At 32.7% G+C, this 13,551-nt stretch carries 10 protein-coding genes and 1 tRNA gene; 9 read left to right on the top strand and 2 right to left on the bottom strand.

What is annotated here, in order from left to right:
• Positions 1-15: 15 nt before the first annotated feature.
• Both porN and RT250_RS02620 read left to right on the top strand, forming a co-directional pair.
• The gene (gene porN, locus RT250_RS02625; protein WP_313111876.1) at positions 16-915 is read left to right on the top strand and encodes a type IX secretion system ring subunit PorN/GldN; all 900 of its coding nucleotides are present in this window, start codon (positions 16-18) and stop codon (positions 913-915) included.
• A 107-nt stretch (positions 916-1,022) separates the two neighbouring features.
• Positions 1,023-2,078 (top strand): NAD(P)/FAD-dependent oxidoreductase, encoded by a 1,056-nt coding sequence (locus tag RT250_RS02620; RefSeq protein WP_313111874.1) that lies wholly within the window; start codon positions 1,023-1,025, stop codon positions 2,076-2,078.
• Here the strand turns inward: RT250_RS02620 and RT250_RS02615 are convergent, their stop codons facing one another.
• Positions 2,079-2,480 carry a DUF983 domain-containing protein gene (locus RT250_RS02615; protein WP_313111872.1) on the bottom strand — a complete coding sequence of 134 codons (402 nt, stop codon included), beginning with the start codon at positions 2,478-2,480 and terminating at the stop codon, positions 2,079-2,081.
• Between the two features lie 92 nt (positions 2,481-2,572).
• On the opposite strand from RT250_RS02615, the gene RT250_RS02610 reads away from it, so the two are divergent.
• The 3 genes from RT250_RS02610 to RT250_RS02600 are packed head-to-tail and all read left to right on the top strand — an operon-like array spanning position 2,573 to position 6,506.
• Positions 2,573-4,483 carry an ABC-F family ATP-binding cassette domain-containing protein gene (locus RT250_RS02610; protein WP_313111870.1) on the top strand — a complete coding sequence of 637 codons (1,911 nt, stop codon included), beginning with the start codon at positions 2,573-2,575 and terminating at the stop codon, positions 4,481-4,483.
• 42 nt (positions 4,484-4,525) lie between these two features.
• Positions 4,526-6,289, top strand: coding sequence for a patatin-like phospholipase family protein (locus tag RT250_RS02605; protein WP_313111867.1), 1,764 nt, complete (start codon positions 4,526-4,528; stop codon positions 6,287-6,289).
• Between the two features lie 34 nt (positions 6,290-6,323).
• Complete coding sequence (locus RT250_RS02600) at positions 6,324-6,506, top strand: CPXCG motif-containing cysteine-rich protein (protein WP_139855491.1); 183 nt, start codon at positions 6,324-6,326, stop codon at positions 6,504-6,506.
• An 8-nt stretch (positions 6,507-6,514) separates the two neighbouring features.
• Here the strand turns inward: RT250_RS02600 and RT250_RS02595 are convergent, their stop codons facing one another.
• Positions 6,515-8,077, bottom strand: coding sequence for an AsmA family protein (locus RT250_RS02595; protein ID WP_313111863.1), 1,563 nt, complete (start codon positions 8,075-8,077; stop codon positions 6,515-6,517).
• Positions 8,078-8,153: 76 nt separating this feature from the next.
• Here RT250_RS02595 and RT250_RS02590 point away from each other — a divergent pair, with 76 nt between their 5' ends.
• The 4 genes from RT250_RS02590 (at position 8,154) to RT250_RS02575 (ending at position 13,540) form a co-directional block, all read left to right on the top strand.
• Complete coding sequence (locus tag RT250_RS02590) at positions 8,154-8,909, top strand: LytR/AlgR family response regulator transcription factor (protein ID WP_313111861.1); 756 nt, start codon at positions 8,154-8,156, stop codon at positions 8,907-8,909.
• Positions 8,910-8,994: 85 nt separating this feature from the next.
• Positions 8,995-11,832: a sensor histidine kinase gene (locus tag RT250_RS02585; RefSeq protein ID WP_313111859.1), complete on the top strand. Its 2,838-nt coding sequence runs from the start codon at positions 8,995-8,997 to the stop codon at positions 11,830-11,832.
• A 413-nt stretch (positions 11,833-12,245) separates the two neighbouring features.
• Positions 12,246-12,318 (top strand) — tRNA-Met (locus RT250_RS02580).
• 259 nt (positions 12,319-12,577) lie between these two features.
• Positions 12,578-13,540, top strand: a complete 963-nt coding sequence (locus RT250_RS02575; protein WP_313111857.1) for an alpha/beta hydrolase — start codon at positions 12,578-12,580, stop codon at positions 13,538-13,540.
• The last annotated feature ends 11 nt before the right edge of the window (positions 13,541-13,551 follow it).

Raw genomic sequence — 13,551 nt, 5'->3', positions numbered from 1 at the left:
TTAAAAATAAGTTTTATGACTTTGAGAAATGTTGTTTTATGTGTTTTAGGTCTTGGAATGGCGGCTAGTGCTCATGCGCAGTTGAATATTCTAAACGCCAAAACTCCAGAGGAAATAGGCCAAAAGACCGAAGCCCAAATCACTTACGATAATGATGGTCCGTTGCCTTATGGCTATACAGATAGTCGTGATGTACTGTGGGCTAAAACTACTTGGGAGATTATTGATCTTAACGAGAGAGTAAACTTCCCATTGTACTATCCTATAGATACAAACAACATTGGATCAGACAGACGTTCTCTTTACGATGTTTTAGTAAAAAACATTAAAAACGGTAAAATTGATGCTGTATATGCAGATTCATATTTTACTGAAAAACGAACGTTAGACGATCTAGAAACTTCCTTAGTTTACAGCGATACTACAGACTTAGGTATTGAACAATACAATGCTGAGGGTGTAGTTGATCCACAATATGTTCGTCGATTTACTTTGGATGCTGGAGATATTGAAGAATGGCGAATTAGAGGTTATTGGTATGTAGACAAACGTCAAGGGGAATTAAAGTACCGTTTGTTAGGTCTCTGCCCAGTTGCCAATGAAGCCCGTTCAAAAGCATTTCCTGATGATGGAGTAGATTCAAAAGTTGAACTATTTTGGGTGTGGTTCCCAGGAGCTCGTGAAGTATTGCACAATGCGAGAACCTTTAATAGAAGTAATACTTCTCAACCAATTACTTTTGACCATCTGTTAAACTCTAGACGCTTTAGTGCCGTAATCTATAGAGAAGATAATATTCAAGGTGATAGAGATGTTAAGGATTATATTAATGATAATGCACTTATGCAATTAATGGAATCTAATAGAATTAAAGAACAAATTCGAAATATTGAATTAGATATGTGGAATTATTAATTCTATAATTATCAAGGCATAATAAAACCCTTCATTTTCCATTTTGGAATTTGAAGGGTTTATTTTTTAATAGGTTTTCAATATATTAAATATATCCGCAAGAGGTAATGGTCGAAAAAGATTATATAGTAGTAGGGTTGGGGATTGCAGGAATTTGTATTTCTGAACAACTTCTTCGACATGGCAAGAGCTTTATGCTTATAGATAGCAATGTAGATGGCTCTACGGCCAAATCTGGAGGTGTTTTTAATCCAACTGTATTAAAACGCTTTACAGCTACTTGGAATGTCTCTAAATTTCATCCATATGCTTTTAATTTTTACAAATCGCTATCTAGGAAAATACAAACTGATTTCTTTGAAGAAAAATCGATTAAACGTATTTTTAAAAGTGTAGAAGAACAAAATAATTGGACTGTAGCCAGCGATAAAATTGAATTAGAGAGTTTTTTATCTTCAACTTTTGTTAAAAATAATAATCCAGCTATAGAAGCTCCTTTAGGGTTCGGAAAAGTATTAGGAACAGCTCAAATTAATACTGAAAATTTGCTTGCTGAATATCGAGAATATTTAAAAAGCAAAGAAAAATTAATCACTGAAAATTTTGAATATGAACAACTTCATCAAAAAGAAAATTGCGTTGTTTATAAAAACATTATTGCAAAAAAAATCATCTTTGCAGAGGGCTCTAGCGTGGTGAATAATCCCTTTTTCCTTAAAAAATCATTAATAGGAAATAAGGGAGAATACATTGTTATTAAAGCTACAGATTTAAAAGTTAAAACTTTTTTGAAAGGATCTATCTATGTAATTCCATTGGGTAGTGATAAATACAAGGTTGGTTCAACTTATAGACGTGATGATTATAGTATAAATCCTACCGAAGAAGCTAAAGATGAAATACTGTCAAAATTAAAGTCGTTCATTAATTGCCCATTTGAAATAATAAGTCAAGAAGCTGGTGTTAGGCCCACTACAAAAGATCACAGACCGCTACTTGGAAGTTTAGAAGAAAATCCAAACCTAGTATTTTTTAACGGGCTTGGATCTAGAGGATTTTTAATGGCGCCATTACTTTCAGAAATATTGTATAAGCATTTAGAAGAAGGGATGCCCCTAACTAAGGAAATATACATCGGACGGGCTAAAAATTGGAAAGAATAACTATTCATTTACATTATTTCTCTCAGCGACGTCTTTATCGTAATCTACGAAGAGGTTAATCCAAATGTTTCTAGAAACTCTTACTATAACAGGGAATAAGACAGCTAGGCTAATAATTATGGTTAAAAAGGCATAATTTCTATCTAGTCCAATAAAAAAATACGCTATAATAAATGCAGCAACCGCAACTGCAACCCCAACAGCATAACTTACATACATGGCTCCAAAAAAGAAAGATGGTTCTATTTTAAATTTCTTACCACAATGGCTACAGTGATCATGCATTTTCATAATCTTCATAACCTTGTAGGGATTGTTTTCAATATACATATCACCTTTATGACAAACAGGACATGTGCTTGTGAAAATACTGTAAAGCTTAGAACCTTTTAAGAATTGCATCAGTGTTTTTTTAGAACCGCAAATTTAAGCATCTTTGCAACAATTACCAGTGGTATTTTACAATCCTGATATCTAAATTCACTTTTGACATAATGATCAACATTCATAATCTTTCTGTTTCCTTTCAAGGAGACTATTTGTTCGAAAAAATAACCTTTCAATTAAAGCCTGGCGATCGAGTTGGTTTAGTTGGGAAGAACGGTGCAGGAAAATCTACCTTGCTAAAGATTATCGCAGGTGAACAAGAATATGATACAGGTCAGATTGCAACTGATAAAGAAGTTTCGATAGGATTTTTAAAGCAAGACATCGACTTTGAGAAGGGTCGCACAGTTCTTGAAGAATCATATGAAGCTTTTACTGAAATTAAAAAATTAGAAAAACGATTAGAACAAATCAATACCCAATTAGCTGAACGCACGGATTACGAGAGTGATGGCTATCACCAATTAATGATAGATTTGAATGATGTACAGCATCAATATGAAATACATGGTGGGTACAATTATCAAGGGGAAACAGAACGAATTTTACAAGGATTAGGTTTTCAACGTGAAGATTTTGGGAAGCTAACAGAAACTTTCTCTGGTGGATGGCGGATGCGTATTGAATTAGCAAAACTTCTACTTCAAAATAACGATATATTGCTGTTAGATGAACCTACAAACCATCTAGATATTGAATCTATTTTATGGCTAGAAGATTTTTTAAAGGGCTATGCTGGGGCAGTCGTGATTGTATCGCACGATAAAATGTTTTTGGATAATGTTACAAATCGTACTATAGAAATTTCACTTGGAAAGATTTACGATTTTAACAAGCCGTACACTCAGTATTTAGTTCTTCGCAACGAATTACGAGAACAACAATTAGCTTCTCAGAAAAATCAGCAAAAGCAAATAGAGCAAACTGAGAAACTAATTGATAAGTTTAGAGCTAAAGCTAGTAAAGCTACCATGGCGCAATCCCTTATTAAAAAGTTAGACAAAATTGATCGTATAGAGGTAGATGAAGACGATAACAGTGTAATGACATTACATTTCCCTATATCGGTTACCCCAGGGAAAGTAGTTATAGAAGCAGAGGGAATTACTAAAAACTATGGAGAGAAGAAGGTCCTCAACGATATTGATTTATTAGTAGAAAGAGACAGTAAAATAGCATTTGTAGGTCAAAACGGTCAAGGTAAATCTACTCTAGCAAAGATTATAGTTGGTGAAATTGAATACGGAGGAAAACTTAATTTAGGTCATAATGTACAGATAGGGTATTTTGCCCAAAATCAAGCCGATTATTTGGATGGTACCAAAACTGTACTAGATACTATGATTGACGCGGCAAATGAGAAAAACCGAAGTAAAGTTCGAGATATTTTGGGCTCTTTCCTTTTTAGAGGAGACGAAGTAGAAAAGTATGTGCGTGTATTAAGTGGAGGAGAGCGAAACCGCTTAGCCCTTGCCAAATTAATGTTGCAGCCTTTTAATGTTCTGGTAATGGATGAGCCTACTAACCACCTAGATATTAAATCTAAAAATGTTTTAAAGGACGCTTTAAGGAATTTTGAAGGAACTTTAATTTTAGTTTCTCACGATCGTGACTTTTTACAAGGGCTAACCAATAAGGTTTACGAATTTAAAGATCAACACATCAAGGAATACTTAGGTGATATTGATTTTTTCTTAGAACAAAGAAACCTAGAAAACTTGCGTGAAGCCGAAAAGAAAACGGTCGTTACAGAAGTTAAAGAGAAACGAACTGCAGGTGAAGAATACGAAATTCAAAAGAAATTAAAATCTGCAAAAAACAAACTAAGTAATGTTGAATCTAAAATAACTTCCTTAGAAAAGGAAATTGCAGCTATAGATACCGAATTACTTATAAATTACGAAGAAACTATTGCTAAACCTCATTTTTTTGACAAGTATCAAGAGAAGAAAAAGTCGCTTAAAAAATTGATGGAAGAGTGGGAAGTGCTTCAAGAAACCTTAGAATCTCTATCATAAAAATCGCATAACGCCTAAGTTCTTTGGATTAATTGTTATAACTTGTTGTTTGTTAACGAGTTGATTATTGGTCGCGAGCTTATGGAAAATGAAAAAACATTTAAATTATGTCTCACAATGGCGGGTGCGGTTTCGGCTGGGGCATATACTGCTGGTGTATTAGATTATTTATTAGAAACACTTGAGCTTTGGGAAAAAGCGAAAGTTTTAAATAGAAGTCGAGGTGTTAATCACCCAGATTACGATCATTCCATACCCATGCATCAAGTTGAAATTGATGTAATGAGCGGTTCTTCAGCAGGTGGTATATCAGGTTCGCTCACCTTACTTGCGTTAGCCGATAAAAACTACAAAAGCATAAATAAAGAAAACCCGAATGGTATAGATAACATCTTTTATAGAAGTTGGGTAGAAATGGCAGATACTAAAGATAGTAGTACTATAGACAAACTTCTTGGAGATAAAGACTTAAAAGAATTTGGAGAAGTTCGTTCGTTGTTAAATACTAAGGCTATAGATGATATTGCAGCTGAAGCAATTAGAATACGAGAACAGCGAGAAATTCCTAAATACGCTTCCGATAGTTTAGATGTTATCTTAACGACAACCAATTTACGCGGCATAAACTTTTTGGTAAATTTTGATGGCAGTAGAGATTCTTCAAAAGGAACCGTTATTACAAATCACGGAGGCTTTTTTAGATATAAATTACAGAATGATAAATATAAGTCAGGCATTCCTGAAAGTGAAGATGAGCTGTATTATGTACTTGATATTTCAAAGAAAAAACATCTTCAATATTTAAAGGACGCAACGCTAAGTACTGCAGCATTCCCGATTGGTTTACGGTCTAGAGAGGTGGCTATATCGTCAGAATATATTAAACGATATCCTAAATATTTATTCAATCAGTCGAGAGGGATAGAACCCTTGTTGCCAGAAGGTGATATCTACACTTTTAATTCTGTTGATGGTGGAGTTATAAATAACGAACCGTACGGGATTGCCTTAAAAGTGCTTAAAGAAAAAAATCCCAAAAGTATTGAAGCTTGCAGATATGGGGTTATAATGATAGACCCATTCCCTAATAAGGATAAAGACGTTTCCAAAAGTGGGAAAAGTATTTCGAGTATTGCAAAAGGTCTTCTAAGATCACTCCGAAATCAGGTGATGTTTAATCAAGAAGGAATTTTAGATGCCTTAGATTTAAGTGACCGAACAAAGTTTTTAATTGAACCTGTAAGAAAGATTAAAAAAAATGGAGAATGGGTTAGAAGTAAAAATGATTTAGCCTCTGCTCCTATAGGTGGTTTTGCAGGGTTTCTAAGTCGTGATTTTCGGGCACATGATTTCCAACTAGGTAGAAAAAATTGTCAGGATTTTTTAAGGTATTATTTTGCCATCCCTTCCGAAGAAATCGAAACACGCTTAAGCATTAAGCCCAATGCAGAAATTAAAGAAAGGTTTGAATTTTCAGTACCTCCTATGGATGTTAAAGGGGATAAACTATTTCCAATAATTCCAGATATGCGAGTACTTCGAAATTTTATTAATAAATTTGATACAGAAACCTACGGTAAGGATGCAGATATTCAAGTTTTACCCTTTCCAAAATTGTCAATTTCAGATTTTCAGAATCATTATAAGTCGAAGATTAAAAATAGGATAGGCTTAATTGTCAAATATCTACTTAAAAACAGGTTTCTTTCGTTTTTAGCAAACTTTTTCTACGCAAAAAATGCGGGGTATAAATTTGTAAAAGAAACAATAGAGAAGGAGTTAGCAGAAAATGATCTTTTAAAATAACGAATTATAGAATAATTCCAAAAAATCCCCAATTATGTACGAACATTTTTTTCAATGCCCACATTGTTGGGAAAGCATATCGATGTTGTTGGATACTTCCGTGAGACATCAAAAATATATAGAAGACTGTGAAATTTGCTGCAATCCCTTAGAATTGGAAGTTAGTTTTGAAGATGGAGCTTTAATAGAGTTTACCGCTGTAAGTATATCTCAATAAACTTGGAGCTATTTCTTACCACTCCCTGTCATTGCTTTTGCCAGAGCATTCTTCAAACTAATCCATAAAAAATTAAAGATGGATTTTGTTTTATCGCGAGTTGCTTCGGCAACCCCTTCACGGTAATTGTCATCGGTTTTATTACTGTCGGTAGAAACAAATATATTGGCAACTGCTGATAGAAATTTGTTTTTTGAAGCGTCATTTTTTTTAAGCACTGTAACAGAAAAATTTGAATAATTAATCTTTAAATCGGTAGTTGAAGTTTCCTTATTACCATCAATAGTAAAATAAGTTTTATGGGTCTGACCTTCCAAACGCACATTTAAATTAGGTTCGGTAAAGCTATTCATCCTGTCGGCCACTAATGATCCTACCTGTGCTTTAAACAAAAATCTATCTTCTAAATTCTGAACATCGAAACTCCATTCTGCTGTAAAAGGGGTGTTGTCCATAAAATCTGCGGAAATGCTTAAATTAGTTTTTACCGGACTTTTGTATGTATTACTAACATTTGAAATTGCTGCATTTAAGTTTTTGAAGTTGATAGATCCTCCCATGTTTTTAATATGCTGCCTTTCTTCGTATTTAATATTTGCATTTTTAATATTAAGCGAATCCACAGTTAGTTCAAAAGGTAATTCGCGTAGCATCTGGCTATAGAGCGGTTTAACCTTATAGTCGTCTGCAACCAATTTGTCTCTAAAAACTTCTAAAATCGGAGCGTCGAGTGTGATAAGCTTACTTTTAGCAAAAAAGTCGTTATTGTTAAACCCAAAATCAAAATTGTCAATTGACAGTGATTTTAATGACAGGTCAAAGTGGTCACGTTCTTTATGAATTATTTTTGAGAGCTCCCTTTTAGAATATTTCGTTTTAAGCTTTATTTTATTAAAAGTTGCTTTGCGATTTTTAACTAAAAAATTTTCTACTGTTAAGTTTTCGTAAGCACTAACTTTTACAAATGCTGTGTCGCTTTTTGCTTCTAAGCTTTTGTAATCAAGCGGTATTTTACGAGTTACTGTTTTATTGTCTATCCTTATTCCGTTAACTTTTACACTTAAACCATTTGTGTAAACCTTTGTAGAATCTTTTCCACTTTCAAAAATCACCAGTTTGGTGTTGTTGATTTTAACTTGATCTATAAGTATAGGTTTGTAAATTTTGGCAACGGGTTTTCGCACTGTGTCTGTTACAGCTAACTGTTTGTCTTGGTAGTAGGCTATAAGTGGGTTTTCCAAAGAAATGGACTCAACGTGAATTTTATCATTAAATAAATAATCCCAGTAGCTAATATTAGATATTTTAAGCTTTTCAACATTAACAAAAGTGTGTTTTACACTGTCTTTTTTATTTTGAATAATAAGTGAAGCGTTTGATAAAGATAGCGAACCACTAAAAGTTTCAACCGTTATATTTTCATAAGCTCTAACCATATTTTTTGGTAATCGCTCTTCGATAAAATTTTCTAGCTTATTCTTCAAAAAGTGATTTATGTAAATATTTGATGCTATTACTATAGCACCAAATGCAAGAATGACGTATATTGTGTATTTTAAGGTCTTATTCATTTCTCTAAATATAAGGAAAGTTCGAATTTCTTTTAGATTATTTATAAAAGATATTTCGGTTATATAAATATAATTTATGATAAAAGTTATTCTCGTAGACGATGAACCTCACGCAAATTCATTGCTTAAAGTACTAATAGATAAACAGTTTTCTAATGTTATTTCAGTAGTAGGCACGGCTCAATCTATAAAAGAGGCATGTACTTTAATTGTTAATAACTCAATAGATCTCGTTTTTTTAGACATCCATATGCCTGAAGAAAATGGGTTTGCCTTATTTAATTATTTCTCCAACCCAACATTCGATGTGATTTTTACAACAGCCTATGATAGTTATGCAATACAAGCTTTTAAATATAGTGCATTCGATTATATTTTAAAACCTATAGACGAGTCGGTATTATATGAAACCATGCAGAGATACGTTGTAGAGAAATCAAATTCTAATGCACTGAAAGAGCAAATAGCCTTACTTAAAAGTTACGTTGATCAAGCAGAAGAAGGTAAGAAAAGAATATTTTTCAATACTCTTACAGGTTTTGAGTTAACCTATGTAAATGATATTCTCTTTGTAAAAGCAGATGGAAATTACAGTGAGGTGCATATTGCGGGAGATAAAAAGATAGTTGTTTCTCAATCGTTAAGAACTGTAGATAAACGTTTGCCACAATCATTGTTTTTTAGAACTCATAAAAGTTATATAGTAGCTCTTGCAGCAGTTGTTAGCTATGATAAAAAAGAAAAAACCGTAAAACTAACCGATGGAAGCTCGCTCGAAGTCTCCTATAGACGTGAAAATGATTTTTTAAATAGAGTTCTTGAAAAAGTATAGCTTATTTATCATTTATTTGATAACGACTTTCTTAATGTGTAATGCGCAAACACCACCGGTTACGCATTTTTCTACGAAAAACTTTTTGCCCCATAACACAGTAAGAAGTCTACATCTTTCTAAAAACGGTGTTTTATGGATTGGTACAGATAATGGTTTAGTAAGAAAACACAATAACAAAGTATCAACCTATTTTGAGGAGGAAGGATTACCACTTAATAATATTTGGGCAATAACCGAAGATGCAAATACAGATATATGGGTAGGAAGTTATGGGAATGGAGTTGCGCATTTCGACGGCGCCAATTTTACAATTATTAACACCAATCAAGGGTTAATAAACAACCATATTACTCATTTAAGTGTGTTCGGTGACTTTCTATATGTAGGTACAAGTGGTGGGGTTTCTATAATTAATACTGCTACTAAATCTGTAATTGCTTCATTAAACCATGAGGAAAATTCCTTAATGCGTATTTCGGGATTCTGTGAGTTTAATAATACAGTGTTTACGACTACATACAATACTGGGATATATAAAATTTCAAATGAAAGTAACGAGTACTTTCTTGAGAAAATAAGTGATCATAAATTTATTTACGATTCAGAGAGAATTGGTGACTCCTTATTTGTTAGTAATAAGGGAGCTGTTTCTGTATTTGCCATAACCGATTTGCTGAACGATAAAGTACTTGTGGGTACGAAAAGGGAAGACTTTCCCATAATTTGGGATTACGCTGTTACCAATGATAATACTGTTTATGGTGCTGCCTGGGGAGTTTTTGAAGAAAACGGAGGATTATTAAAGTTTTCTGAAGATGGAAATTCTTATGAAGAGGTTCATGGGATAGATAGTAAAAAACTTGTTGTGCTTGAGTACAATCCAATTTTAGAGTTATTGTACGCAGGAACTTTAGACAATGGACTATTTCAGATATCCATAAACCCAATGGTTCAATATTATCCTTCTAACCATAAAAAAATTATTGCAATAGATCATTTTAATCAAAACAAAATTAGTTTATATGATGATGGTGTAGATATAGCAAACAAATATTACGATGCTGGCTTTTTTAAACAACAGAAAGTTGCCTATGTGAAAGCTAATAAAAACAACTTACCTAAACACGAAGATTTTTTTTATGAGTTGAATTATGATACTCCTGAAACTGATATAATTTTTTACACTATTAAAAAATCAAAGACTCACGTGTGGATTAATACAAATATCGGGTTGTATAGATTTCGTCCAGATGGAACTTTTGAATCGTACTTGCCCTTACATACGCTAGAGTTTGATTTTACATCAAATAACAACTTAATAGAAACTAATCCTTATCGGGGAGTAAGAGTTTATGAAAGTGAATATCCGTTAAAGTATACATATTATGACGAAGAACTTCCCGATACTCCTACAAATATTGTTGGAACATTTAGAAAAGATTCAACCACTTATTTTCTGTCAGTTTTTAATGGTCTTTTTTCTTATGATAAAACATTTAAGTCATTTTTAGATACGGGGATTTGGAAAGAAAAAAAACTTAGACATCATGCTCCTTTCAATGATTATGTCGCTATAGGGAATGAATTTGGAGATGTATTTATAGTAGATTTCAAGAATGGGTTCAAAATAATAAGAAAGATTGATAGATCCGAGATTAAAGGAAACTCGATTTTGATGTTAGATTCTTACCAGGATTGGCTAATAATTGTAACAGAGGGAGGAGTTCTTTTTTACAACCATGAAAAGCAAATATTTATTAATGAAGATCAGGGGATAACAAAGAATATTCATGCTATAAATGTGCATAATGATGTGCTATATCTTGGTTCTGATGGAGGAGAATATCAAGTGAATTTGAAAAGTCTGGTTAATTCTAAACATAGGATTAATAATTTATTTGTAGAACAAATAAAGGTTAATGACACTATTTATGGGCATGGAAAAAAGCCTATAATTCTAAATTCAGAACAAAATAATCTTGAAATTAGTATTTCAACCAATTCTCACCCATACCCAAATAAGCTAGAGTTTTATTATAAAATTAAAGATAACTCAAATTGGAATAAATTGGATTTGCCAGAGATTAATTTGAGTTTTTTAGAGCCTGCAGAATATAATTTAATTGTTCGAGTCAATGATACATATACTGGGCAGTGGTTTGAAAAGTCTGTTTTAGAATTTACAATTAACCCCCCGTTTTATGAACAGTGGTGGTTTAGGTTATTGGTGGCTACTGCAATAGTCTTTATCACTTCTCTTTATTTTAACCGTAAAAGAAAACAACACCAAATAATTACAGCAAAAGAAATTGCAACTAATAAACGCATTGAAAGACTAAAAGCTAAAGCCTTATTAGCACAAATGAACCCACATTTTATATTTAATGCTCTAAACAGTATTCAGCACTTAGTTGTTATAGGTGAAAATGAAAAGGCTTCGAGTTATTTGGTTAAGTTTTCAAAGCTTGTAAGAGCCAATTTAAATAATTCTAGTCGCACGTTTATAAGTTTAAAAGAGGAATTGGACTACCTAAAAACGTATTGCGAAATAGAGAACGAACGTCACGAAAATCGTGTTTCTATAAACTTTGTAATCGATTCTAAAATTGATATTTGTGATACGGAGATTCCAAATCTAATTCTGCAACCTTTCCTCGAAAATGCTTTTGTTCATGCATTTCCTAAGGACATAAAAAACCCAAAATTATCACTTGTTATTAATCAAATGGACGACAATAAGCTTAAATGTGTAATTGCTGATAATGGAATAGGGAGTAAAAAAAGGTCTGAACCTACCCAACGAACTTCAAAAGGTATTTCACTTATAAAAGAACGTTTACAATTTTTAAATTATAACTTAGATTCTACTCTTGATATAGACTATACAGAGTTTGGAACAACTGTGACTCTTTTCCTCTAATTTTACGTTTATCCAATTTTTAGATACGTTAATACATTAGGTCGAAATCAATAAAATATTGACTATATATTTGCAGTGTCATTATATAGTTGAAAAGATTTTAACTCGTTAATGTTTAGATTTTGGTTTTTACCATAATTAAGCTACCGATTACACCTGCTGTTGGGGAGCAGTGGGTGTATTGGGACGCTTTTAACTTCACTATAAACCGTCTCTTTTATTTTTATTCCTGATTTTAATAGTCGGTACCATTCAAAATCAGTTATTTATAAAATGGTTTTGAAATAGTTGAATTTTCTTCGGAATTTTATTTGCAAACTAGTAAAAGGTTTGTATCTTTGCAGTCCAATATTTCAGTCGGCATTATGAACCGAAAAGTTAAAAGCTAAAGTTGAAATATTGAAAACCCATATCGCGGGATAGAGCAGTAGGTAGCTCGTCGGGCTCATAACCCGAAGGTCACTGGTTCGAGTCCAGTTCCCGCTACTAAGTAAAAAGACTTCACTATGAATGTGAAGTCTTTTTTTTTGAAAATAACTTTTTAGAACAGTACGAGAAGTTCATTTTGAGCGCAGCCGAAGTAAGTCTTATTGCCGCTACTAAGTAAGAAGTCTTAACTATAAATGTGACGTCTTTTTACGTTAGATTGATGCATAGTTAAAATACCTAATTTTCTAGGTTATCTTATATTTCAAGTTAGAATATGTAATTTGTACAATATTTCTCTTTATAAAATGAAATAACTATGAAATTAAGTAAAGGGCAGTATTCATTAGATATATTGGGTGATGATTTTCAGCAAATTACCCTAGCATTAGCAGATGATTATGAAGGGGAGGTGGTTGCTACTGTAATTCGTAAGAAATCGCTTGTAAAATCTTCTAAAGCTGTCCTATATATTCACGGTTTCAATGACTACTTCTTTCAAAGTGAAATGGCAAATCACTTTAATAGTGAAGGATTTAATTTTTATGCGTTAGATTTAAGAAAGTATGGTCGTTCGTTCTTGACTCACCAAAAGTTAAATAATGTACGCTCCCTTGAGGAGTATGACGAGGAGATAAATAAAGCTTTGCAGCTTATTCATTTAGAAGGAAATAATAAGGTGGTTTTATTGGGGCACTCTACAGGTGGTTTGATAGTAACTAACTATGCCGGAAGGCATTTAAACAGTGGCTTGTTTCACTGCGTAATCTGCAACAGCCCCTTTTATGAGTTTAATCTTAATTCATTTGAAAGAAAAATAGGGGTACCCATTCTATCATTTTTAGGGAAATATATGCCCAATAAGATAATTTCTAGTGGTCTTTCTAAATTTTACGGTTATAGTTTGCATAAAGATATGTTTGGTGAATGGAGCTATAACTTAACTTGGAAACCTCACGAAATACCCAAGGTAGGTTTAAGTTTTATTAGAGCTATACACAATGGCCATAAAAATATTCAAAACCACTTAAAATTGGATGTTCCTTTGCTGGTGATGCATAGCGATAAAACTATTTATGAAAAAAAATGGACGAATAACTTTATGTATGCGGATGCTGTGTTAAACGTACAACACATCGAATATTACGCTAAGAAGATTAAAGGTGAGGTTACAACTCATGCAATACACAACGGAATGCACGATTTATTTCTTTCTAAAATACCTGTAAGAAAGCTGGCGTACAAAACTTTATTTGATTGGCTTAAAATGAATATAGACTAAAAAAAGAAGAT

The sequence above is a fragment of the Aequorivita sediminis genome, from assembly GCF_032080575.2.
Lineage (GTDB): Bacteria > Bacteroidota > Bacteroidia > Flavobacteriales > Flavobacteriaceae > Aequorivita > Aequorivita sediminis.
The sequence above is the reverse complement of the archived record's forward strand: the minus strand, read 5'-3'. Positions and strand labels throughout refer to the sequence as shown.

Excerpts from the sequence above, each read along its gene's own strand:
- porN (WP_313111876.1), top strand. The coding sequence starts at position 16 with ATGACTTTGAGAAATGTTGTTTTATGTGTTTTAGGTCTTGGAATGGCG.
- RT250_RS02620 (WP_313111874.1), top strand. The coding sequence starts at position 1,023 with ATGGTCGAAAAAGATTATATAGTAGTAGGGTTGGGGATTGCAGGAATT.
- RT250_RS02615 (WP_313111872.1), bottom strand. The coding sequence starts at position 2,480 with ATGCAATTCTTAAAAGGTTCTAAGCTTTACAGTATTTTCACAAGCACA.
- RT250_RS02610 (WP_313111870.1), top strand. The coding sequence starts at position 2,573 with ATGATCAACATTCATAATCTTTCTGTTTCCTTTCAAGGAGACTATTTG.
- RT250_RS02600 (WP_139855491.1), top strand. The coding sequence starts at position 6,324 with ATGTACGAACATTTTTTTCAATGCCCACATTGTTGGGAAAGCATATCG.
- RT250_RS02595 (WP_313111863.1), bottom strand. The coding sequence starts at position 8,077 with ATGAATAAGACCTTAAAATACACAATATACGTCATTCTTGCATTTGGT.
- RT250_RS02590 (WP_313111861.1), top strand. The coding sequence starts at position 8,154 with ATGATAAAAGTTATTCTCGTAGACGATGAACCTCACGCAAATTCATTG.
- RT250_RS02575 (WP_313111857.1), top strand. The coding sequence starts at position 12,578 with ATGAAATTAAGTAAAGGGCAGTATTCATTAGATATATTGGGTGATGAT.